Raw genomic sequence first — 21,407 nt, 5'->3', positions numbered from 1 at the left:
GCGTCACGCCGAAACGAACCAGACCCTACCGGCGAGCCCGCTCCGCCACCGGGGGCAAGCCACCCATCACCAGGCTGACCAACCTCCTGGACATCGCGCTGCCGCACTGGTTCCGCCGCCTTCAGCGCCACGATCATCGCGTTAGCAGGCTTTAGGCGTTTCCCTGCAATCCCTTGACGACCGCGCGGCGGACGCGGGGGCTGAAATTGCGCAGCGCGTCGTGCACCCGGGTTCGGCGGGTCGTCTGGCTCACGTCCGCGACCACTCCGCCGCCGCGGGCCGTCCACGGCGGGAGGACGAACAACGGGTCCAGGTCGAACAGCGGCAGGAATTCCACGATGTCGTCGTAGATCCCGCACAATTGTTCCAGGCGGTCTTCCGGGTCCGGTGTGTCGGAATGGGTGCGGTACCACTCGGCCAGCGCCGAGCGGAACGCCAGGACCGTCCTCTGGATCAGGATCGCCTTCGCCGCCGCGTCGGTGAACTCCGGCGTCCGCAGGCGTCGGTGCACGGCCTCCTGCGTCCGCGCCGGCGCGAAGTCGAACGCCTCGCCCAGCATGAGGTCCACCTGCACCAGGCCCTCCAGCGCGTCCACGGCGTCGCGGAAGAGCCGTTCCACCTCGCCGGGCAGCCGGCTGTCCTGTGGCGTGCGGCCTGGGGACGTGCCGACCAGGAGGTTGAGCTGGCGGCCGATCGCGCCGAACTGGCGGTCCGACGACGTGCGCACGCCGTCCACGTGCTCGGCCAGCTGCTCGATGAACCCGTAGATCCCGGCCTGCTGGCGGGAGAGCTGGTCCATGCGCTGGCGCAGCGCGGACACCGGGTCCTGCTCCGAGGGGATGCCGGTCGCGCCGACCAGGGCCTTGAAGTCCTCGGCGAACGAGCGTTCGGAGAACACCAGCGGGTCGCGGCCCAGGGGTTCGCGCAGCTGGATCGCCACGCCGTCGGTCAGCACGCCGTTGACCAGCACCACGACCTGCGCGTCCGGTTGGGCCTCGCGGACCGCCGACACCCGGCGCATCACGCGCGTCACGTCGTCGTTGTCCAGCAGCGAACCCTCCAGCAGGACCGCGCAGCCGCCGTCGCGGTCGGGGAAGGTCACCCAGAACTCGGCCTTGGACTCCTCGCCGGTGCCCAGCAGGTGGTTGTGCCAGTACTCCCAGCCGTTGGCGTCCAGCAGCCGCCGGACCGCGCCGTCGAGGTCGTCGGCGCTCAGCGAGCCGAACAGCTCCCGGGCGGCCTGCCGGACCATGTCGTCGGTGGCGGTCGCGTCCGGGTCGCCGGTCGCCCGCGCCCGGTCGTCCACCAGCCGGAAGACGCGGTGGCACAGGCGGACCACGTTGCGGGTGTTGCCGCCGGCCACGTCCCGCAGGTACCGGACGGTCTCCGGGGTGAACGGCGCCAGGCCCGACCGGCCGGTCCGCGCCTCCCGGGCCTGCGCCTCCTGGGCCTGCGCTTCCTGGGCACGCACGATGAACTCGCGGACCTGCGCGTGGCTCAGACCCGACATCGTGACCGTGTAAGGGATGCGCTGGCGCACCGCGGGCGGCAGGACGGCCTTGAACTCCGGCAGCCCGCACAGCACCAGGCACGCGCCCGCCTTGGCGAACACCTGCAACAGCGTCTGGAACGCGGCCATCGTCTGCGCCTGCGGCTGCTTGTCCGCCGAGAAGATCTTGTCCAGCTCGTCCAGCGCGAGCACGAACCGCCGCTGCCGGCCGCCGAAGAGCAGGGCGAACACGCCCATCGCCTCCAGCGCCGCGACCTCGGTGTCGATCGGCGTGGTGATGCCGCGCTCCACCAGCACCTGGTCCGGCGCGCCGCCGAGCAGCCACGACCACACCGCGTGCTCGAAACCCGGGCGCAGCAACAGGGTCAGCGCGGTGCCGAAGTCCTTGTTGTTGGTGACGTGGCGCAGCGTGTCCTGGACCTTGCGCAGCAGCGCGCTCTCCATCAGCCCCAGCCGCTCCACGACCTCCTGCGGCTCCAGCTGCCGGCTGCCCAGCCAGTCCAGGGTGTCCGCGGTCAACCCGGTGCTCTGCAACGAGTCCGCGACGATGTCGGCGTAGTAGTCGCTGACCTGCGCCCGCACGCCCTCGCGGCCCAGCCGCTGCATGAACCGGCGGTACAGCTCGATGAAGCTGTCCGCGGTCGCCTCCAGGTACAGGGCGCGGGTCGGGTCGTCCAGCGCGCGCCGGGCGTGGCGGACCAGGCGCACGGCGAGGTGGGTCTTGCCGGTGCCGTAGTCGCCGAGCACGGCGAACACCGTGCCCGTGCCGGGCGGGCCGTCGAGGTAGGCGTCGAGGTGGGCGACGGCCTGCCGGGTCGCGTCGGTGGCGATGGTGACGTCGACGGAGTCGAAGTCGTCCTGGAAGTCGTCGATGATCAGGGCGACCGCCATCGGCGAGAAGGGGTTCTTCCGCGCGGGCGGGAGGTCGTCGCTGCCGCTCATGGCTGCATCCCCAGTCCGTTCAGGTACGCCCTGATGTCGTCCACCGTCACCAGATCGGTATCGGTGTAGCTTAGTCCGGAAGTGAGCTTCCGCTCGTACGTTCCGTGGAGGATCCGCTGGAGCATGGCGACGGATTGACAGATCTTGCCGAGCAATTCGACCGCCTGATCACTCAGTTGGGGATAGGTTCCGACGTCGGTGTGACGCAGGAGCCGGTCCTTGGCGAAGCGGTGCTGGTCGCCGGTCTCCAGCTTGCCGACCAGCAGGGTGACCGGCGGGACCCACGCCTCGGTCCGCCGCACCAGCTCCGCGATGTCGTCGGCGCGGAAGAACGCGGACTCGGCGAAGAACAGCACGCGCGGGCTGCTCAACTGCTTGGCGTACCGGACCACCTCGTCCAGCAGCTCGTTGGGCGAGGGCAGCAGGACGAGCAGGACCACGTCGTCGCGCAGCAGGTGGGCCAGGCGCGGGAAGACGCGCTGCGGGTTGTCCCGGTCACCGCGCGTGGCCTCGACCTCTTCGGGGCGCAGGGCCCGCGCGTCGACGAGCCGGTCGAAGAGCTGGTCGCAGACCTGTTCCAGGCGTTGCTGGATGGACAGCTCCTCGTCCTCGGGCAGGCACCCGGTCAGGTCGACGACGACGCCCTTCAGGCCGCGCTCGGCGAGGGCGACGGCGGTCCAGTCGGCGCACCGGTTGAGCAGCGCGGTCTTGCCGCACCCGGACTCGCCGGTGACCAGGACCAGGCGGCCGTCCTCCAGCACGCCGGCGAGGTCGCCGAGCTCTTGCTGGAACTGCTGGAAGGCGGCCTCGGCGCCGTCGACGTCGACGTAGTAGTCGCGGTGGGCGGTGCGCTCCCAGGGCCGCAGGGGCCGCATCGGCGTGCGCTCCCACCCGGGCAGGGGGAAGGGGTTGATCGGCCGCGTCATCGCGTGCCGCCCTTGGCGCGCACCAGGACGGTCCCCGACCGCCCCCGCCCGCAACCCATGCCCACCCCCCACGCCCGGCGACCGCTCCAGCCTACCGACGGACAGTGGCACATCGGGCCGGCTCCGGGGCGGTCCCCACCCGATCGGCCCACACCCGTTGCTACTCCTCCGGGTCGTGGGACGGGCGGGTCACCACGGAGCGGGGGCGTAGTCCTTCAGGAAGCAGCCGTACAGGTCTTCACCCTGTTCGCCGCGGACGATCGGGTCGTACACGCGGGCCGCGCCGTCGACCAGGTCCAGCGGCGCGTGGAACCCCTCGGCCGCCAGGCGCAGCTTGGTCGGGTGGGGGCGTTCGTCGGTGATCCAGCCGGTGTCCACGGCCGTCATCAGGATGCCGTCCGTTTCCAGCATCTCCTGCGCGCTGGTGCGGGTCAGCATGTTCAGCGCCGCCTTGGCCATGTTCGTGTGCGGGTGGCCCGGGCCCTTGTAGGCGCGGGAGAACTGGCCTTCCATCGCCGACACGTTCACCACGTACTTGCGGCGGGCCGGTGCGGCCGCCATCGCCTGCCGCAGGCGCGAGATGAGGATGAACGGCGCCGTGCTGTTGCAGAGCTGGACTTCCAGCAGCTCCACCGGGTCCACCTCCTCCACCCGCTGCACCCAGCTGTTCGAGTGGTGGACGTCCGGGACCAGCCCGCCGGCGTCGATCTGCGTGGAACCGGCCGTCAGGGCCAGAGCGGTCACCTCGGGCATGGTGTCGGCCAGAGAACCGGTCAGCGCCACGGGGTGCGCGGAGGACGTGTGGCCGAAGGTCACCAGTTCCGGCAGCGGGCCGGACGGCAGTGGCGCGGACTCCGCGGCGACCAGCGGCGCGTAAGCGTCCCGCGACCGGCGCACGGTCTGCGCGGCGTTGTTGATCAGGATGTCCAGGGGTCCGTCGGCGGCGACGGTGTCCGCCAAGCGCACCACCTGGCTCGGGTCGCGCAGGTCGATGCCCACCACGCGCAACCGGTGCAGCCAGTCCGCGCTGTCCTCCATCGACGCGAACCGGCGCACGGCGTCGTGGGGGAACCGCGTGGTGATGGTCGTGTGCGCCCCGTCGCGCAATAGGCGCAAAGCGATGTACATGCCGATCTTCGCCCGGCCGCCGGTGAGCAGGGCGCGCTTGCCGGTCAGGTCCGCGCGGGCGTCGCGGCGGCTGCGGTTGAGGGTCGCGCACGGCGGGCACAGCTGGTGGTAGAACGCGTCCACCTCGGTGTACCGGGTCTTGCACGTGTAGCACGACCGGGCGCGCTGGAGGGTGCCGACGACCGTGCCCGGTTCCGGCTCCTTGAGCAGGATGCCGCGGGTCTCGTCGTCGATGCGCGACGGGGAACCGGTGGCCGTGGCCTCGATCACGGCCCGGTCGGCCAGCGTGACGGCCGCGCGCTTGGCGGCTTTGCGGCGCTTGCGGAGGTTCTTCCAGATGCCCGCGGTCGCCCGCCTGATGACCACCGCGTCCGGGTGCTCGGTGTCCAGTTCATCCACCTGGGCGAGGACCCGCAGGGCGATTTCCATCTCGGCGGGGTCGATCTGCACGGCCGAATGGTACCCGTGAAAAAGATTCGTTCCTCTGACGGGTGAAATCGACGTGAGGCGGCGCTAGGGTGCCCGGCATGTCCACAGCGGGTCCGCGGGTGCGCCGACTGGCCCACCCCGACGCCGACATCCGGGCGCGGGCGTTCGGTCTGCCGCGCGGCCGGCCGGTCGTGCTGCTGCTCGGCGCGTCCGGCGACCTCGACACCGACCTGGCCGCCGCGTTGCTGCCCGTGCTGCGATCCGTGCTGGTCACGGCCGTGCAGCGGGACGCGGCCGTGATCACCGGCGGCGCCGACACCGGGGTCGCCCACCTCACCGGCCTGGCCGCCCAGGCCCTCGACGGCCGCCGGCCCCGGCTGGTCGGCGTCGCGCCGTCCGGGCGGGTCGCGGCCGAGGACGTCCAGCCGGCCCCGGGTGAGGTGCGTCTCAACGCGAACCACGACACGGTCGTGCTCGTGCCCGGCTCGCAGTGGGGCGAGGAGGTGCCCGCGCTGGTCCGGACGGTGGACGCGGTCGCGGGCCGGCGGCCCGCCCTGGCCGTGCTGGCCGGCGGCGACGACGTGGCGCGCGCCGCGCTGGTCGAGCACCTGGGCCGGGACCGGCCGCTGCTCGTGCTCGCCGGCACCGGCGGGCTGGCCGACGACATCGCGCGCGGCGCGCCGGGCGACGACGACCTCGCCGTGCTGACCCGCGGCGGACAGGTCGCCGTCGTGCACCTGGACGAGGGGCCGGACCGGATCGTCGCGGTGCTGCACCGCGTGCTCGGGTCGCGGGAGTTCGCCGCGCCCGTGCGGCCGGTGCGGGTGTTCCCGAGCTTGCGGTTCCGGGCGCCGGCGCAGCGTCCCGTGGTCGATCCCGGGTACGTGCTGGACTACCCGCTGCTGGCCGACGCGATCCACGACGCCAACCAGGTCGTCGCGCCCGTGCTGCACGAGCAGGAGACCGCGGCGCTGCGCGAACGCGAGCGCGCCCGGCTGCTGGTGCTGCTGGCGGTCGCGGCCGGGTTCGCGACCGTGTCGTTCGGGGCGTTGCAGGTCTGGCTGCGCGACGTGCCGTGGCCGGGCGTGCTGGTCGCCGTGGCGGGTGCGGGCGCCGCCGTGCTGACCGTGCTGGCCCGGGGCGGCGAGAACCCCGACGCCCGCGCCCGCGCCGAGCAGTTGCGGGCGCTGTACTTCGACCACCTGGCCGCGCCGCCGGCCGCCACGGACGCGGAACGCGAGGAGCGTTCCCGCGAGCTGGCGACCGAGGTGGCCCGCCACCGCCACGAACCGGTGAGCAACGCATGACGAGCGAAGACGACCCCAAGCCCGACGCGGCGACCGTGGCGGTGGACAGCGCGCGGCCCGAGGCCCCCTCGGACGTGTCCGAGCGCCTCACCGCGCCCACACCGTCCGCCGCGCCGTCCCCCAAGCCGTCGCCCGCACCGCGACCGTCGCCCGCACCGCGACCGTCGCCCGCACCACGGCCGAAGGAACCGCTCGTCCTCACCCCGGCCGTCCTCGCCGACCACCGCGAGCAGTTCCTGCGCGCCTACCTGCGCCACCGCGTCGGCGACCGCCTCGCCGCCCTGGAACACACCCGCACCCGCTACGCCCGAGCCCTGCGCTGGACCACCGCCGGCACCGTCCTGCTCTACACGGGCGCGGCGGCGTTGGGCGCGGTCGCCGTGGCGGACCCGGGGCGGCGGGCGATGTGGGGGTTCCTGGCCACCGTCGCCGCCGCGCTCGCCATCGCCGTCACCGTCTACGAGGCCGCGTTCTCGTTCCGCGCCCAAGCGCGCCGGTCGGCCAGCGGCGTCGCGCTGCTGCACCTGCTCCAGGCCCACGGCGCGCCCGAGGGCCAGGACGGCGTGGACGCGTTCCGCACCGAGGTGGAAAGCGTCCTGCGCCACGCCGAGTAGTCCACAGTGGACTAGCCCACCGGGCCGGACGCGCGGTCGGCCAGGTACGCCTCGACCGCCGCGGCGTCCCGGGACGTGTGCAGGAACCGCACCCACGCCTGCTGCTCGTGCACCACGGGCCCCATTTCCCACACGCACATCACGGGTGTGTGCCCACGGCCGGACACCGCGCGGAAATCGCCCCGCCCGCGCACGAACAACGTCTGCCACAACTCGTTCTCGTTGCGCCACGTCCACACCGCGAGGAAGTGGCGGCCGCCGCTGAGGTGCAGCACGACGAAACCCAGCGCCGCCGGGACGGCTCCCGATTCCAGCGCGTCCAGCACCGTCCTGCGTGCGAGCGCCCGGTCCTCCTCGGTGATCACCTCGTCGTCGCGGACGACGTCGTACCACTTGAACCGGCCGCCGGGCACGACCACGTCGTGGGCCGGGACGGCGTGAGCGGTTTTCGAAGTGTGCCGGTAGTCCGGTGCCACTCCGACATGTCCGGTGTGCGTCACCCGCGCATCGTAAAGCTGAACAGCCATAAGGCTTTTCAATGAGCCGTTCGGCCTCGGGCTGTCGCCGGACCGGATGGGGGCACATAATCCGCACGGCCATTTTCGGGAAATGTGGGGGCGTGAACGGATGACCGGCACCGAGGCGGACCGGCCGCTGCTGCTCGTGGTCGCGACGGGCATGCGGCTGTACCGCGAGTACCTGCTGCGCTCGATCGGCGAGGAGTACCGCGTCCACCTGTTCCTGACCGCCGAACCGGGCTGGGAGAGGGAGCACGTCACCGGCTGGACCGTGCTGCCCAGCACCACCGACGGTCCCGCGATGGCCGCCGAGGCCGCGAAGCTGCACGCGCGCGACCCCATCGCGGGCGTCCTGTGCTGGGACGAGGTCCGCATCCACGCCACCGCGTTCATCGCGCGCGAACTGGGCCTGCGCAACGGCGACCCGGACGTCGTGTGGCGGTTGCGGGACAAGGGGAAGACGCGCGCGGCGCTGGACGCGGCGGGCGTGCCGCAGCCCCGGTCGATCGCCGTGAAGACGGTGGCGCAGGCCGTGTCCGCCGCCGCCGAGGTCGGCTACCCGGCGATCCTCAAGCCGCGCGGGCTGGGCGCGAGCCTGGGCGTGGTGAAGGTGCACGACGAGGGCGAGGTGCGCGCGAACTTCGGGTTCACCGAGAGCGCCCGCGCGCCCGAGCCGGTCGTGTTCGACACCGACCAGCCGGTCCTGGTCGAGGAGTTCGTGTCCGGCGAGGAGATCAGCGTCGACTCGGTGGTCCGCGACGGCCGCGTGACCCCGCTGTTCGTCGGGCGCAAGGTCGTCGGCTACCAGCCCTACGCCGAGGAGGTCGGCCACTTCGTCGACGCGGACGACCCGCTGCTGACCGACCCGGTGCTGCTCAAGGCGTTGCAGGACACGCACGAGGCGCTCGGCTTCACCGACGGCACGACCCACTCCGAGTACATGCTGACCGCCGACGGTCCGAAGGTGATCGAGGTCAACGGCCGCCTGGGCGGCGACATGATCCCCTACCTCGGCCTGCTCGCGACGGGCATCGACCCGGGCCTGGTGGCGGCCGGCGCGGCGACCGGCCGGCCGGTGGACGTCGAGCCGAAGCGCCGCCGCGTCGCGGGCATCCGGTTCTTCTACGTCGAGGAGGAGGACACGACCCTGGGTTCGTTGTCCTTCAACGAAGCCGCGTTGCCCGAGGGCATCGACCGGGTGGTCACCGTGGCGCAGCCGGGCGCGGTCGTGTCGCCGCCGCCGAAGGGCACGGTGTGGGGCCGGATCGCGTTCGCCATCGCGGTCGGCGCCTCGCGGGCCGAGGTGGCGTCCCGGTTGGACGCGGCAGAGGCCGCGCTGGACGTCAAGAGCGCGTGATGACGACGACCGAAGAAGCGAAGTCCGCCGGCGTCTGGCGCACGTTCGTCGAGTCACCCCTGGCCGTCAAAGCCGTGCTGGGCGGCGTCTTCGTCAACAAGGTCGGCGGTTTCCTCAACATCTTCCTGGTGCTGTTCATGACCTCGCGCGGCTACACGGCCGGCGAGGCCGCGACCGCGCTGGGCGTGTTCGGCATCGGCAACGTCGTGGGCGTGCTGATCGGCGGCGCTCTCGCGGACCGCCTGGGCGCGCGGAACTCGACGGTGCTGGGCATGGCGGGCGCGGCCGCGCTCACCGCGTCCCTGTTGTACCTGCCGAACTACGGGCTGCTCATCGGCGCGGTGGCCCTGCTGGGCGCGATCAGCCAGATCTACCGGCCGGCTTCGGCGACGCTGCTGTCCGAACTGACCGACGACGACCGCCAGGTCATGGTCTTCGCGATGTACCGGTTCGGACTGAACCTGGGCACCACGGCCGCGCCGCTGATCGGGTTCGGCCTCTACCAGTTGGGCGGCGACAGCTACCACCTGCTGTTCTGGGGTGAAGCGGCGGTGGCGCTGGGCTACGCGGTGCTGGCCTTCTACGCCCTGCCCGCCAAGACGGCCACGACGGGACCTTCGGAAAGCGCTGCGGAGACCGGCAGCTACGCCGACCTCTTCCGCGACCGCCGCTACCTGCTGTACCTGGTGGCAACCTTCTTCAACGCCGTGGTGTACGTGCAGTACCTGTCCACACTGCCGCTGGACGTGGCCGCGTCGGGCGTGCCGATCTTCTGGTACACGCTGGCGGTCGCGCTCAACGGCGGCGCGGTGATCCTGCTCGAACTGGTCGTCACCAAGAAGACGCAGAACATGAAGCCCCGCTTGGTGGTCTTCACGGCGTACGCCCTCACCGCGGTCGGCGTGGCCCTGTACGGCCTGCCGCTGGGGCCGGCGGTGATCGTGATCGGCACCCTGGTGTGGACGTTCGGCGAGATCATCGGCGGCCCGGTCGTCTTCGCCTACCCGGGCATGGCGGGACCGGCGCACCTCAAGGGCCGCTACATCGGCAGCTTCCAGTTCATGTTCGGGCTGGGCGCGGCGCTGGGGCCGGTGCTGGGCGGCTTCCTGTTCCTGCGCATGGGACACGCGGTGTGGCCGGTGATGGCCGTGTCCGGCTTGCTGGCCGCGGTCGTGGGCTACTTCGCCACGCGGAACCGGAACGCCGCCTGACCGGGTCAGCTGGCCGCCGCGGCCAGCGTGGCCGGCCGGGACTGGCCCCGCACCCGTTCCTGGTAGGCCCGCAGGAGTCGCGCGTGCAGGTCGTCCACGTACCGCTCCGCCGCGCTGTCGCGTTGCCACACCAGCAGCACGCGGCGGTGCACGGGGCTGCCCACCACCGGCTTGAGCACCACGCCGGGCAATTCCCGCCCGGTGGGGAAGAAGCAGGCCACCGTGTGGCCCGAGCGCACCAGTTCCGCCGCCGACACCGGGTCCACGCCGAAGTGCACGCACCGCGGCGTGAACCCGGCCGCCTCGCACGCCAGGTGCAGGTTCACCCGGCCGCCGCCGTAGTTCTCGTCCGGCACCGCCCAGTCCTCATCGGCCAGTTCGGACAGCCGAATCTCGCCGCGCCCGGCCAGCCGGTGCCCCGCCGAGACGCCGACCAGCATCGGTTCGGTCACCACCGCGCGGCAGTCCACCTCTTCGGGAATCCGCAGTGGACTCTGGGGGAACTCCACCACCAGCGCCACGTCCAGCTTGCCCGTGCGCACCAGGTCCAGCACCGCGTCGCAACTGCGTTCCACGTGGGTCGTCCTGGGCTGGTTGGGCATCATGTCGCGCGCCACGTCCACCAGCAGCGGCGTGGGAGCGCCGGCCACGCCGCCCAGGCGGATGCCCTCGCCGCCCGTCTGCGCGGCCAGCCTGCGCGCGGTCACCATCAGGTCGTCGAACCGTTCCACCAGGTCACGCGATCTCAGCACGACGTGGCGGCCGAGTTCGGTCAGCTCCACGCCGTCGCTGCGCCGCAGGAACAGCGGACCACCGAAGCCCCGTTCGATGCGCCGCAGCTGCGCGGTCAGCCCGGCTTGCGCGATCTTGAGGACGGAGGCGGCCCGGCTGATGCTGCCCGCCTCCGCCACGGTCAGCACAACGTGGAGGTGTCTCAGCTCCATGTGCACTGCCGCAGCCTAGGGCAACCGGATCACGTCCAGAACCGACCGTGCGAGTGTGAAAGGTTGACACAGCGTGGAGGGTTCGCCGCACTCCGTTGCTCCAACAGGTGCATAACTGACGAGTTATCGCCAGGTGCCACCTCCCCGCAAGAGTCGGGTCTCGACCAGTCTTCAGCGTGGCTACCGCCAATCCTGGGGAGGTGTGAGCGACATGAGGAAAGCGTTGCGGCTGCGACGCCTTTCCCGTCCGCGTGACGACAGGTACCTCTTCGTCCCGCTCGACCACAGCGTCTCGGACGGACCGGTCGTGCCGCGCGACCGGTGGCCCGACCTGATCTCCTCGGTCGTCGTCGGCGGCGCCGACGCCATCATCGTCCACAAAGGACGCGTGCGCACCCTCGACCCGATGCTGCTCGGCGGCTGCGCGCTGATCGTCCACCTCAGCGCCGGCACCGCGCACATGGCCGACGCCAACGCGAAGGTGCTCGTCGGCGACGTGGAGGAGGCGCTGCGGCTGGGGGCCGACGCGGTCAGCGTGCACGTGAACATCGGCTCGGACACCGAGGAACGGCAGCTCGCCGACTTCGGCGTGGTCGCCAACGCCTGCGACGCCTGGAACGTGCCGCTGGTGGCGATGGTCTACCCGCGCGGGCCGCGCATCGCCGACACCACCGACCCCGCCCTGCTCGCCCACGTCGTCAACATCGCCGTGGACCTGGGCGCGGACATCGTGAAGACCAACCTCGCGCTGCCCGTGGAGCGGATGGCCGAGGTGGTGCAGAGCTGCCCCATCCCGGTCCTGGTGGCGGGCGGTCCGGCGACCGGCGGCAGCCTCGTGGACTACGCGCGCGCGTCGATGGCGATGGGTTGCGCGGGCCTGGCCGTGGGGCGGCGCGTGTTCACCTCGCCGCAGCCGATGTCGCTGGTGGCCGAACTGGCCTCCGTCATCCACGCCGAAGACCCCGCCGACCTGGTGCCGGCCATGTCCGGCGCCGTGTCCTGATCACAGTCCCGCAACCCTGGAGTCTGGCGTGAAGTTCGCCTGGATCGACCTCCGAACCGTCCCCGAGGCGCACCGCGAGTCCGTGGTCGACGCCACCCTGCACGCCCGGCTGGCCGGGATCGTGTCCGACGACCCCGCCCTGCTGGACACGCTGCCGCCCACGGTCACCCGCGTGCTGGTCGCGCCCGAGCCGGTGGACGGCCCGCACCTGGTCGCCGTCGTCGTGGACGACCGGGACCGGCTGGACCGGCTCACCGCCACCGCCGCGTTCGTGCGGGTCGGCGACGACCGGACGCTCAAGCTCGCCTGCGACGCCGCCGTGCGGCTGGAGCACACGATCGTCGCGTTCACCGACCCGACGAAGATCCCGCTGGAGATCGTCATCGCCGCCGCCGACGGCGCGCCCGGCAAGCTGGTCACCGAGGTCGCCGACCTGGAGGAGGCGGCCATCGTCCTGGACGTGCTGGAGCACGGCTCGGACGGCGTCCTGCTCGCGCCCCGCGACGCCACCGACGTGTTCGACCTGGCCCGCCTGCTGGAGGCCACGACCCCGCCGCTGACCCTGACCACCCTGACCGTGGCCGGCATCGCCCACAACGGCCTGGGCGACCGGGTCTGCGTGGACACGTGCTCGCACTTCCGCGAGGACGAGGGCATCCTGGTCGGCTCGTTCTCTTCCGGTTTCATCCTGTGCTGCAGCGAGACCCACCCGCTGCCGTACATGCCGACCCGGCCGTTCCGGGTCAACGCGGGCGCGCTGCACTCCTACGTGCTCGGCCCCGACAACCGCACCAACTACCTGTCCGAGCTGCGCTCCGGCAGCACCGTGCTGGCGGTGGACTCCGAGGGCCGCACCCGCAAGGTCACCGTCGGCCGGGCCAAGCTGGAGTCCCGGCCCATCCTGACCATCACCGCGCACTCACCGGAAGGCGTGGAGGTCAGCCTCACCGTGCAGGACGACTGGCACGTCCGGGTGCTCGGGCCGGGCGGGAAGGTCCGCAACGTCACCGAGCTGGAGCGCGGCGACGAGCTGCTCGGGTACATCGCGACCGAGCAGCGGCACGTGGGCATCCCCATCGGCGAGTTCTGCAAGGAGTCCTGACCCGATGCGCGAGTTCGTCACCGACCTGCTGCGCCGCCACGGCGACGACGTGCCGGTGTTCACCCACGACCACACCGTGACCCACGGGCGGCTGCGGGAGTCCGTGGCCGCCGAGGCGGGCCTGTTCGCCGCCGCCGGGGTGGGGGAGGGCAGCACGGTCGCGGTCCAGGTGCCGCCCAGCTTCACCCAGCTGGAGGTGGTGCTGGCCCTGTGGAGCCTGGGCGCCCGGGTCGTCTCCATCGACCACCGCCTCAAGCCCGCCGAGGTCGAGGTGCTGCGCGGCCTGAGCCGGCCCCAGTTCGTCGTCCGGTCCACCGGGCGCGGCGCCGGCGCGTTCCGCGAGCGCTACGAGCTGGTCACCGAGCCGCGCCCGGACGGCCTGCCCGCGCTCACCCGGCACCGCCTGGTCCAGTTCAGCTCGGGTTCGACCGGCACGCCCAAGGTCGTCGGCCGCAGCACCGAGTCGGTCATCCGCGAGGTGATGCGGTTCGGCGCGGCCGAGGGCATGACCCAGCGCGGCGAGAAGCTGCTGCTGCTCAACGCCACCGCGCACAGCTTCGGCCTGATGGGCGGCCTGCTGCACTCGCTGGCGGCCGGCGTGGAACTGGTCTTCGCCGCCCGCCCGACCGCCGACGACGTCCTGCGCGCGGCGGCGCGGCACGAGGTCGACTTCATCACCGGCCTGCCGTTCCACTTCGCCCTGCTGGCCGAGGCCGCCGACCGGCCCGCGCTGAAGACCGTGCGGGCGGCGTTCGCGGGCGGCGAGCTGATGCCGGCCGAGGTCGCGGAGGCGTTCGGCCGGGCCTACGGCTTCCCGGTGGGGGAGTGCTTCGGCACCACCGAGACCGGTGCCCTGACCATGGACGTCACCGGGGCCACCCGGCCGGCGGTGGGCAAGCCGTTGACCGACACCACCATCCGCGTGCGCGACGGCCTGGTGGAGGTCGCGCTGGACGAGTCCCCGTACCTGCGCGACGAGGACGGCGAGCGCTACCTGGACGGCTGGCTGCGCACCGGAGACCGGGGCGAGTTCGACGAGCGGGGCGCGCTGCGCCTGCTGGGCCGGGCCGACTCCCTGGTGGTCGTGCAGGGCGCGAAGGTGGACCTGACGGAGATCGAGACCACGCTGCGTGCCCACCCGCTGGTGACCGAGGCGATCGCCGTGCACGACGGGGTGATCGAGGCGTACGTCGGCACGGAGAGCGACGAGCTGTCCGCGGCGGAGCTGTCCGCGTGGTGCCGGGAGCGCTTGGCGGACTTCAAGCTGCCCGGCCGGACCCACGTGCTGCGCGCCCTGCCGAGGACGGCGGCGGGCAAGCTGGTCCGCAACCCGGAGGCCCTTGCCGCCGCGCGCTGACCGGGGGGCCTGTGGCAGGGTGATCCGCGTGGAACAAGTCGTGCTGCTGGACGAGTCGGGTACGAGCATCGGAGTCGCCGACAAGGCCGACGTGCACCACGCGGACACGCCACTGCACCTGGCGTTCTCCAGCTACCTGTTCGACGGCGCGGGCCGCCTGCTGCTGACCAGGCGGGCGCTGCACAAGAAGACCTGGCCGGGCGTGTGGACTAATTCGTGCTGCGGCCACCCGGCCCCGGGCGAGGACGCGGCCACCGCCGTGACCCGCCGGTTGGCGGAGGAGCTGGGCGTGGAGGGCGTGGAGCTGGACCTGGTCCTACCGACGTTCCGGTACCGCGCGGTGATGGAGAACGGCGTGGTGGAGAACGAGATGTGCCCGGTCTTCCGCGGCCGGCTGGACGGGGACCCGGTGCTGAACGAGGACGAGGTGGACTCGTTCGAATGGGTGCCGTGGGGAGATTTCTCCCACGCCGTCCTGGCGGGCGTGCGCCCGATCTCCCCCTGGTGCCTGCTCCAGGTCGAGGAATTGGTCAAACTGGGCGAGGACCCATGGACCTGGCCAACGGCAACCCTTTCCACCCTCCCCCCAGCCGCCCGCCCGTAACACTCCCGACCAGCCCCACACGAGGCGCGCCCGCTTTTCGCGCCGCAGGCGCGCCGCTTTTGAAGGGCTGCCAAGCCAAGGAAGGGCCTCGGTTCGTTCCCCGTACGGCCTGGGCGCAGCCCAACCGCGCTTGGGTCTTGTTTGCAACCACGCTTTACCGGTTGCGAACAAGGCCCAAGGGTGGTTGCCTTCGGCAGGCCGTACGGGGAACGAACCGACGCCCTTCCACCCCCGGGGGCCTGCCCGCCGGCGAGGCGCTTTTGATCTTTCAAGCGCTTCGCGCGTTCCAATGCGCGGAGCGCTCCCAAGCGCGAAGCGCGTCCGAGCTTGAGACCGCGGAGCGCGTTGCGTTCAGACCCGCGAAGCGAGGGCTTGAGAGCGTCAGCGTTGAGTTCAAAGCGAAAAGAGCCTCGCCGGCGGGCAGGCCGCCAAAGATGACAAAAAGCAAAAGAAAGAGCGGGGGCTTCTTGCTTGTGTCATCTCCGTATGGCCTGGCGGAGCCAACCACACTTTCCCGGGGTTGGTCGAAAAACTTTTGCTCGTTCCTCGCAAAACTTTTTGGCCCAACCCCGGGAAAGTGTGGTAGCCCTTCGGGCAGGCCATACGGAGATGACACAAGCAAGAAGCCCGGGTTGGGGTGTGACCTCACCAGGCCCCTTGGGCGCTGCGCGCCGCCGTCGCCTGCTGACCGCCGCGCCCGACTTGCCGGTCGTCGCGCGTTCTCGCACGCCGACAAGCCTGGCACGGCGGTCCAACCGCTTTACGCGCGCATCACCGTGGAGATCGGGATCCGGGCCGCTCGCAGCGCCGGCACCAGGCCGCCCAGCACGCCGGCCACCAGACCCGCCACGACGCCGGCCACACCGGCCTGCCACGGGAAGTCCACGCCCTGCAGGGACGGGAAACGCGAGCCGAACAGGGACGCCGCCACCCGCAGGCCGACCACCGCCGCGCCGATCGCCGCCGCCGCTGTCAGCAAACCGGTCAGCAACGTCTCCGCCAGCACGATCCCCGCCAGCAACAACCGGGGCGTGCCCACGGCCCGGCGCAGCGCGAACTCCTCCACCCGTTCGCCGACCGTGGCCAGGCCGACGTTGAGGATGCCCGCCACGCCGATCAGGAGCACCAGCGCCGCCATGCCCAGGAAGATCAGGCGCATCAGCTTCAGCTCGGTGGACATGCGCTCCAACGTGTTGACCGTGTTCACGTGGAGTTGGTCGGCCGGCACGCCACCGGCGACCAGGCGGGCGCGCAGGGCGTGTTCCACGTCGGACGCGGTCGGGGACATCAGGACCTGGAGGCCCGGACCGTTGCGGCCGTCGCTCATGCCCTGTGCGGGCAGCCAGTTGGCCAGTTCGTCGGAGCGGACGTAGGCGGCGGGGCTCCAGTTGCCGTCGTCGACCACGCCGATGAAGCGCGGGGTGGCGTTGGTGGGCGCGCCGTTGATGCGCATCTCGGCGGGCACCCGGTAGCGCTCGAACGCCTCCGCCGCCTTGGTGTTGAGCACCAGCCTCGGCGCGAGGGACGGGTCGCCGCCGAACTCCAGCCACTGGCCGGAGACCGCGCGGAACGGCTTGAACGTGCGGACGTCGCCGGTCAGGCCGGTCAGCTGCAGCTCGATCGCCTGGCCGCCGGGCCGGTCCTTGTTGCCGTCGCTCAGCTCGCGGCACCCGTTCTGGTCGCACGTCATGCGCGGGCCGTAGCCGCCGGGCTGGTCGATCGGGCCGCCGCCCTCGTTGATCGGCTTGACGCCCGGCTCGCCGATGATCGCCTGCGTACCGGTCATGGCGACCGCGTCGGACCGGCCGCGCACGACCTCCAGCACCGTGTCCACGTCGGCGGTGGGCGGCATGTACATCATGCGGGTGCCGTCTTTGCCCGTTTGCAGCTCGACGTCGGCGAGCATGGCGCGGTTGGCGATCTCCGCCCCCGCCTGCACCGCGACGACCGCCAGCACGCCCATGAACAGGCTCACCATGGACAGGAACGTGCGCAGCTTGCGGGCCCGGATGCCCTGCCCGCCGATGATCAGCGACGACCGCAGCCGCCCGGACAGCCGGATCACGCGACCACCCGCTCGTCGGCCGGGTTGAGCACGCCGTCGGCCAGCCGCAGCACGCGGCCCATCTTGGCGGCGTGGTCGCGGTCGTGGGTCACCAGCACCAGGCCGCAGCCCTGGTCGGTGGTGGCGCGCAGGACCTCCACGACCAGGTTGCCGGTCTCGGTGTCCAGCGCGCCGGTCGGTTCGTCGGCGAGCAGCACGCGCGGTTCCCGCACCAGGGCGCGGGCGATGGCGACGCGTTGCTGCTCACCGCCGGACAGCCGGGGCGGCTTGTGCTTGGCCAGGTGCGCGATGCCGACCCGGTCCAGCGCGGCCATGACCTTGGCCTTGCGCTTGCGGCGCGGCAGCCAGCCCTGGCCGTTGACCAGCGCCATCGCCACGTTCTGCGCGGCGGTGAGGTGCTTGAGCAGGAAGAACCGCTGGAACACGAACCCGAACTCCGCGCTGCGCAACGCGGCGGCCTTGCGCTCGGGCAGCTTCGTGATGTCGCGGTCGTTGAGCAGGTACCGGCCGCCGTCGGGGCGGTCGAACAGGCCGATCACGCTGAGCAGGGTGGACTTGCCGGAGCCGGAGCGGCCGAGGATCGCGATCGAGTCTCCACTGTGGACGGTGAGGTCCACGCCGGCGAGGATGGTGCGGGGTTCCTGCTGGCCCTTGAGGGTCTTGGTGACGCCGGTGAGCTGGAGCAGCGGCGGTGTGCCGGGGGCCTGCGGCGGGATGCCGGGAACGGTGGGGTGCGGGAAGGCGTGGGCGGCGGGCGGGAGGTTGCCGTGGGCGGCGGGTGGGAAGGTGCCGGGAGCGGCGGGTGGGAAAGCGCCGGTCTGGGGCGGCGCTCCCCCGCCGGTCGGTGGCGTGGGTGCGGTCACCTGCCACCCGCCTCGGGCTGTCCCTGCGGCGCCTGCGGCAGGTCCGGGCCGGGCACGGCCAGGGTCTCCTCGCCGGTCAGGCCCTCCTTGACCTCCACGACCTTGCCGTCGGTCAGGCCGAGCACGACGTCCTTGGTGGTCTTCGCGCCGTCCGGGCCGACCACGTCGACCTTGCCCCTGCCCTGCCCGCCGGCGACCGCCTCGACCGGCACGACGAGCGCGTTCTGCGCGCTGGCCGTGACGACCTCCAGGGTCGCGGACGCGCCGTTGATCAGCTTCACGTCGTCGGGCGCGGTGCACACCAGGCGCAGGCCGGTCGGGTCGGACGAGCCGCCGGGCGGCTGCTGCTGTTGCGGCGGCGCCTGGCGGCCGGTGGTCTCCGGGGTCTGCTCCTCCGGCTGGGCGGGCGGCGGCGCGGGGACGGTGCCCGCGGGCAGCGCCGCGATGGTGCCCAACAGGGTGCACGGGAACGGGCCGGGGCCGTTCTTGATCTGCGCCTGGATGGTGCCGCTGACCGCGTCGGCGATCTGGTAGGCCTGCTCGCCGTTGATGTCGGCGACGATGCCGTAGCCCGCGTACTTCGCCGACGCGACGGGCATGCCGGCGGTGACCGTGGCGCGGTCGTCCACCAGCCTGCCGCCGAAGCTCGACCCGGCGGGCACCTCGACGTGGTTGGGCTTGCCGTCCGCCCACACCGTGGCCACGCGCGTCGGCCTGGTCGGCGTGGCCGTGGACTGGGCGACCTCCAGGTAGCGGACCTGGCCGGCGACCGGCGCGGTGATCCCGTAGACCGGGTTCATGGCGACCTTGCCGGTGAGGCTGACCTTGTTGGTCAGGTCCTGCCTGGTCGGCTTGGCCGTGGTCATGGTCGTGCCGCGCGGTGCCAGGTCGGGCGTGGCGGCCTCGGGGCCGCTCGACGTGCACGCGGTCGCGACCAGCGCGCACGCGAGGACGGCAGCGCTGAGCTGCGCTTGTTTCGACACCGGTTTCCCCCAAGCGATCACTTGCCGGTTTGGCCCAACCTACCGAGAGGACGCCCGGGACCCGCACCGGGTTGCATCCGGCCGTCCCACGGCAGGTCAGCGGCCCGGGCGTAGGTCCGGCAGGAGGTCTTGCAGCTCCGGCTCGGCGGTCGGGGCCGCGGGCGGCTGGCGGGGGGCTTGTCGAACCGCCGGAAGTCGCGGGCGGGCGCGACGAACACACCTCGTCTGTCCACATCGGACTGCGAGGTGGCGGGCCCGTGGGCCCGCGATTCCCCGACGCGCGGGTCAGGGGGCCGGGCTGGCGGAGCCGGCGATGTTGACCATCCACGTGATGCCGAAGCGGTCCACGCACATGCCGAACTCGTCGCCCCACATCTGCTTCTCCAGCGGGACCGCCACGGTCCCGTCCGCCGACAGCCCCTCCCAGTAGCCGCGCAGCTCGCCGGCGTCGTCGCCGCTGAGGCTGATCGAGATGTTGTCGCCGCGGTGGTACGGCTGGCCGGGAGGGGTGTCCGCGCCCATCAGGGTGAAGCCGCCGGGCGTCTCCAGCATGGCGTGCATGATCTTGTCGCCGCCGGGGGTGTCCGGGGGCGCGTACTCGCCGAACGTGCTCAGCCGCAGCTCGCCGCCGAGCACGTCCCGGTAGAACTCCATCGCCTCCCGGGCGTTGCCGTCGAAGCTGATGTACGGGTTCAGACGTGAGGCCACGGGGTCCTCCTGGGGTCGGGGGTGGCCACATCCTGACAAGCGCCCCGGGATCGCGCTACCGGACCGCGCCGGCCCGCACCCGGCCGTCCACCACCTCGACCACCCGGTCCACGCCGTCGAGGTGGGTCCGGTCGTGGGTGACCACGACGGTGGCCGCGCCGCGTTCCGCCGACAGCCGCGTGAGCAGCGCGAACACCTCCGCCCCGCGGGCGTGGTCCAGGGCGCTGGTGGGTTCGTCGACCAGCAGCACGGCCGGGTCGTGGGCCAGGGCGCGGGCGATGTTCACGCGCTGGCGCTGGCCGCCGGACAGCTGGTGCGGGCGGCGGTGGGCGTGGTCGGCCAGGCCCACCGCGGCCAGCAGGTCCGCCGCGCGGGACCGGACGCCGGCCAGGCGCGCCATCAGCTCCACCTGCTCGAACGCCGTCAGCGACGGGATCAGGTTGGGTTGCTGGAAGACGATCCCGATCCGGGTGCGGCGCAGTTCGGCGCGGCGCGCCGGGCTCAGGCCGGTGGCGTCCACGCCGGCCACGACCACCCGTCCGGAGTCCGGCGTGACGAGCGTGGCCGCGACGGCGAGCAGGCTGGACTTGCCCGAACCGGACGGGCCGACCACCGCAGTGGTGGTGCCCGCCGCGACGTCCAGGCTCACCGCGTCCAACGCGGTCAGCCGGCCGTCGCCGTCGGGATAGGTCAGGGTGACGTCGGTCAGGCCGAGGCTCATCGGGTGCTCCCCAGGGCGGTGAGGGGGTCCACGGAGGTGATGCGGCGGACCGCCAGCGCGGCCCCCACGAGGCCGAGCAGGGTCATCACGACGGCGGGCAGGGCCAGGGAGGCGTCCAGCACGAACGGCACGGCGGTCGCGGCCCACGCCCCGAGGAGCGCGGCCAGGCCCGCGCCCACGGCCGTGCCCGCGACCAGCAGCACCAAGGCTTGGCCGAGCGCGTCGCGCATCAGGTGACCGGTGGTCGCGCCCAGCGCCTTGAGCACGGCGATGTCCGCGCTGCGCTGGATCGTCCACACGGTGAAGAACGCGCCGATGACCAGCGCCGAGATGGCGAACAGCATCCCGCGCATGAGCTGCAGCGACCCGTTCTCCGACGCGTAGGAGCCGATCGAGGACAAGGCGTCCGCGCGGCCGACCGTGCGGGTGCCCAGGCGCTGGTCGGCGGCGGCCAGGTCGGCGGTGCCGTCGGTGGTCAGCGCGAGGACGGTCGCGTCGGCCGGCGCGCCCGTCCACACGACCGGCATGTGGCTGTAGGAGGCGTCCCCCGACACGGCGGCCACTTGCACGCTGCGCCCGTTCAGCCGCACCGACTGCCCGGCGGTCACGCCCAGCTCCTCGGCGGCGCCGGCCGACAGCACGGCCTCGCCCTCCGGGGCCGACGGGACCGGACCACCCGGTTCGACGCCGAACACCGACACCGTCGCCGTCCGCGTCCCCGCGACCGCCTTCACCGTGGAGATCCCCAACGCCTGCACCGACTCCACCCCCGGCACCCGCGCCCACTCCGCACGGGCGGCCGGCGTGATCGCGGACTCGGCGAAGGTGTCGCCGGCGAACACGAGGTGGTCCACCGGCAGGTCGGCGACGGCGGACGTGCTCTCCCGCGCCAACCCCGCCGTCAACCCGGACAACAACGTCACCAGCATGGTCATCAGCACCACGACGGCGCCCATCAACGCGAACCGCCCTCGGGCGAACCGCAGGTCTCTCCACGCCACGAACACAGCGGACCTCTCTCGTGCCGACACGACACCGCCGAGCCTGCCGCCGGCGTCCGCTGTGGACATCGCGCCCGGGAACGCTTGCCGCACACCGAAGTGCGGAGCCGGAAG

General features: G+C 72.4%; 19 protein-coding genes. 8 read left to right on the top strand and 11 right to left on the bottom strand.

Annotated features, from left to right (window positions below):
- Positions 1–151: 151 nt before the first annotated feature.
- From AB0A74_RS17295 to AB0A74_RS17285, 3 genes are all read right to left on the bottom strand, one after another.
- Complete coding sequence (locus AB0A74_RS17295) at positions 152–2,452, bottom strand: hypothetical protein (RefSeq protein ID WP_358250435.1); 2,301 nt, start codon at positions 2,450–2,452, stop codon at positions 152–154.
- Positions 2,449–3,378, bottom strand: coding sequence for a hypothetical protein (locus AB0A74_RS17290; protein WP_358250433.1), 930 nt, complete (start codon positions 3,376–3,378; stop codon positions 2,449–2,451). Before AB0A74_RS17290 ends, AB0A74_RS17295 begins: the two co-directional genes overlap by 4 nt.
- A gap of 189 nt (positions 3,379–3,567) precedes the next feature.
- A complete protein-coding gene (locus tag AB0A74_RS17285) occupies positions 3,568–4,956 on the bottom strand; it encodes an SDR family NAD(P)-dependent oxidoreductase (protein WP_358250431.1) in 1,389 nt (462 codons plus the stop codon).
- Positions 4,957–5,033: 77 nt separating this feature from the next.
- Here AB0A74_RS17285 and AB0A74_RS17280 point away from each other — a divergent pair, with 77 nt between their 5' ends.
- Complete coding sequence (locus AB0A74_RS17280; protein ID WP_358250429.1) at positions 5,034–6,242, top strand: hypothetical protein; 1,209 nt, start codon at positions 5,034–5,036, stop codon at positions 6,240–6,242.
- Complete coding sequence (locus tag AB0A74_RS17275; RefSeq protein WP_358250427.1) at positions 6,239–6,856, top strand: hypothetical protein; 618 nt, start codon at positions 6,239–6,241, stop codon at positions 6,854–6,856. The genes AB0A74_RS17280 and AB0A74_RS17275 overlap by 4 nt, the downstream gene beginning before the upstream one ends.
- Positions 6,857–6,867: 11 nt before the next feature.
- On the opposite strand, the gene AB0A74_RS17270 is transcribed toward AB0A74_RS17275, so the two are convergent.
- On the bottom strand, positions 6,868–7,356 hold the full coding sequence (locus tag AB0A74_RS17270; RefSeq protein ID WP_358250425.1) for a hypothetical protein: 489 nt from the start codon (positions 7,354–7,356) through the stop codon (positions 6,868–6,870).
- Between the two features lie 127 nt (positions 7,357–7,483).
- On the opposite strand from AB0A74_RS17270, the gene AB0A74_RS17265 reads away from it, so the two are divergent.
- Together AB0A74_RS17265 and AB0A74_RS17260 are read left to right on the top strand one after the other, a co-directional pair.
- On the top strand, positions 7,484–8,731 hold the full coding sequence (locus AB0A74_RS17265) for an ATP-grasp domain-containing protein (RefSeq protein WP_358250423.1): 1,248 nt from the start codon (positions 7,484–7,486) through the stop codon (positions 8,729–8,731).
- Entirely contained in the window at positions 8,731–9,942 is a 1,212-nt protein-coding gene (locus AB0A74_RS17260) for an MFS transporter (protein ID WP_358250421.1), read from the top strand. Before AB0A74_RS17265 ends, AB0A74_RS17260 begins: the two co-directional genes overlap by 1 nt.
- A 5-nt stretch (positions 9,943–9,947) precedes the next feature.
- On the opposite strand, the gene AB0A74_RS17255 is transcribed toward AB0A74_RS17260, so the two are convergent.
- Entirely contained in the window at positions 9,948–10,886 is a 939-nt protein-coding gene (locus tag AB0A74_RS17255; RefSeq protein WP_358250419.1) for a LysR family transcriptional regulator, read from the bottom strand.
- A gap of 211 nt (positions 10,887–11,097) precedes the next feature.
- Here AB0A74_RS17255 and AB0A74_RS17250 point away from each other — a divergent pair, with 211 nt between their 5' ends.
- Genes AB0A74_RS17250 through idi form a run of 4 tightly spaced genes read left to right on the top strand, consistent with a single transcriptional unit; the run spans position 11,098 to position 14,952 of the window.
- Complete coding sequence (locus tag AB0A74_RS17250; protein ID WP_358250417.1) at positions 11,098–11,889, top strand: 2-amino-3,7-dideoxy-D-threo-hept-6-ulosonate synthase; 792 nt, start codon at positions 11,098–11,100, stop codon at positions 11,887–11,889.
- Between the two features lie 28 nt (positions 11,890–11,917).
- Positions 11,918–12,991 (top strand): 3-dehydroquinate synthase II, encoded by a 1,074-nt coding sequence (locus tag AB0A74_RS17245; RefSeq protein WP_358250416.1) that lies wholly within the window; start codon positions 11,918–11,920, stop codon positions 12,989–12,991.
- Between the two features lie 4 nt (positions 12,992–12,995).
- Positions 12,996–14,348 carry a fatty acid--CoA ligase family protein gene (locus AB0A74_RS17240; protein WP_358250414.1) on the top strand — a complete coding sequence of 451 codons (1,353 nt, stop codon included), beginning with the start codon at positions 12,996–12,998 and terminating at the stop codon, positions 14,346–14,348.
- A 28-nt stretch (positions 14,349–14,376) separates the two neighbouring features.
- A complete protein-coding gene (gene idi / locus AB0A74_RS17235) occupies positions 14,377–14,952 on the top strand; it encodes an isopentenyl-diphosphate Delta-isomerase (RefSeq protein WP_358250412.1) in 576 nt (191 codons plus the stop codon).
- A 760-nt stretch (positions 14,953–15,712) separates the two neighbouring features.
- Here idi and AB0A74_RS17230 read toward each other — a convergent pair.
- The 6 genes from AB0A74_RS17230 to AB0A74_RS17205 all read right to left on the bottom strand — a co-directional run bounded on the left by AB0A74_RS17230 (position 15,713) and on the right by AB0A74_RS17205 (position 21,299).
- The gene (locus AB0A74_RS17230) at positions 15,713–17,017 is read right to left on the bottom strand and encodes an ABC transporter permease (protein WP_358250410.1); all 1,305 of its coding nucleotides are present in this window, start codon (positions 17,015–17,017) and stop codon (positions 15,713–15,715) included.
- Entirely contained in the window at positions 17,014–17,703 is a 690-nt protein-coding gene (locus tag AB0A74_RS17225; protein ID WP_358250465.1) for an ABC transporter ATP-binding protein, read from the bottom strand. Before AB0A74_RS17225 ends, AB0A74_RS17230 begins: the two co-directional genes overlap by 4 nt.
- 173 nt (positions 17,704–17,876) lie before the next feature.
- The gene (locus AB0A74_RS17220) at positions 17,877–18,863 is read right to left on the bottom strand and encodes an efflux RND transporter periplasmic adaptor subunit (RefSeq protein ID WP_358250408.1); all 987 of its coding nucleotides are present in this window, start codon (positions 18,861–18,863) and stop codon (positions 17,877–17,879) included.
- Positions 18,864–19,148: 285 nt separating this feature from the next.
- Positions 19,149–19,571, bottom strand: a complete 423-nt coding sequence (locus tag AB0A74_RS17215; protein WP_358250406.1) for a VOC family protein — start codon at positions 19,569–19,571, stop codon at positions 19,149–19,151.
- 55 nt (positions 19,572–19,626) lie between these two features.
- Positions 19,627–20,292: an ABC transporter ATP-binding protein gene (locus tag AB0A74_RS17210; protein WP_358250404.1), complete on the bottom strand. Its 666-nt coding sequence runs from the start codon at positions 20,290–20,292 to the stop codon at positions 19,627–19,629.
- Positions 20,289–21,299, bottom strand: a complete 1,011-nt coding sequence (locus AB0A74_RS17205) for an ABC transporter permease (protein WP_358250463.1) — start codon at positions 21,297–21,299, stop codon at positions 20,289–20,291. Before AB0A74_RS17205 ends, AB0A74_RS17210 begins: the two co-directional genes overlap by 4 nt.
- Positions 21,300–21,407: the final 108 nt, after the last annotated feature.

It is taken from the genome of Saccharothrix sp. NPDC042600, assembly GCF_040647305.1.
Lineage (GTDB): Bacteria > Actinomycetota > Actinomycetes > Mycobacteriales > Pseudonocardiaceae > Actinosynnema > Actinosynnema mutabilis.
Note: the sequence above shows the minus strand (reverse complement) of the source record. Positions and strands in the feature narration are given on the sequence as shown.